Genomic DNA, 659 nt, shown 5'->3' with positions numbered 1-659 from the left:
AAAAGGCCGCGCACCAGGGGGCTGACGACACGCGTCGGCTCCGGGCACCGCTGCGACCTGTGCCGCGAGTGTATGCAGGAATCGTTCCTGCCGAACGCCCGGCGCGGCACGGCGGCGTGCGGATTTACCCGGGCTGCGCGGGGTCCGGCTGCACCGGCAGGGCCAGCAGCTGCGCCGCCACCGACACGGCGATCACCTCGGGCTCCTTGCCCGCGATGCCGGGCAGCCCGATGGGGCAGGTGACCCAGGCCAGCTCTTCGGGCGCGAAGCCGCGCGCGGCCAATCGGTGCGAGAACGTCGCCCACTTCGTGCGGCTGCCGATGAGCCCGATGAAGGGCAGGTCGCGCCGTTCGCGCTGGCGCAGCAGGCAGGCGGCCACCACGTCCAGGTCCTCGGCGTGGCTGAAGCTCATGACGAGCACGCGCGAGCCCGGCGCGAGCGACGGCACGGCGGCGTGCACGGGATCGGAGTGCTCGCACGCCACGCCTGGCGGCGCCTCGGCCGGGGCCACGGGGAATGCGGGGAACACGCTGTCGCGGCTGTCGATCCAGGTCAGGGCGAACGGCAGGACCGACAGCACCGCGGACCAGCGCATGCCCCACATGGCCCGCGCCGAACAGGCGCCACGGGCGTGCGCCGGGGCGCCAGCCGCTGCGCCA

The 659-nt window shown here is 74.5% G+C and carries 1 pseudogene; it reads right to left on the bottom strand.

The features are described 5' to 3' along the window. Window positions 1–124: 124 nt before the first annotated feature. Window positions 125–659: pseudogene (gene xdhC, locus AC27KI_RS26660) on the bottom strand (xanthine dehydrogenase accessory protein XdhC); the annotation flags it as partial.

The organism is Acidovorax sp. KPB24-03 (assembly GCF_057546605.1).
The sequence above is the reverse complement of the archived record's forward strand: the minus strand, read 5'-3'. Positions and strand labels throughout refer to the sequence as shown.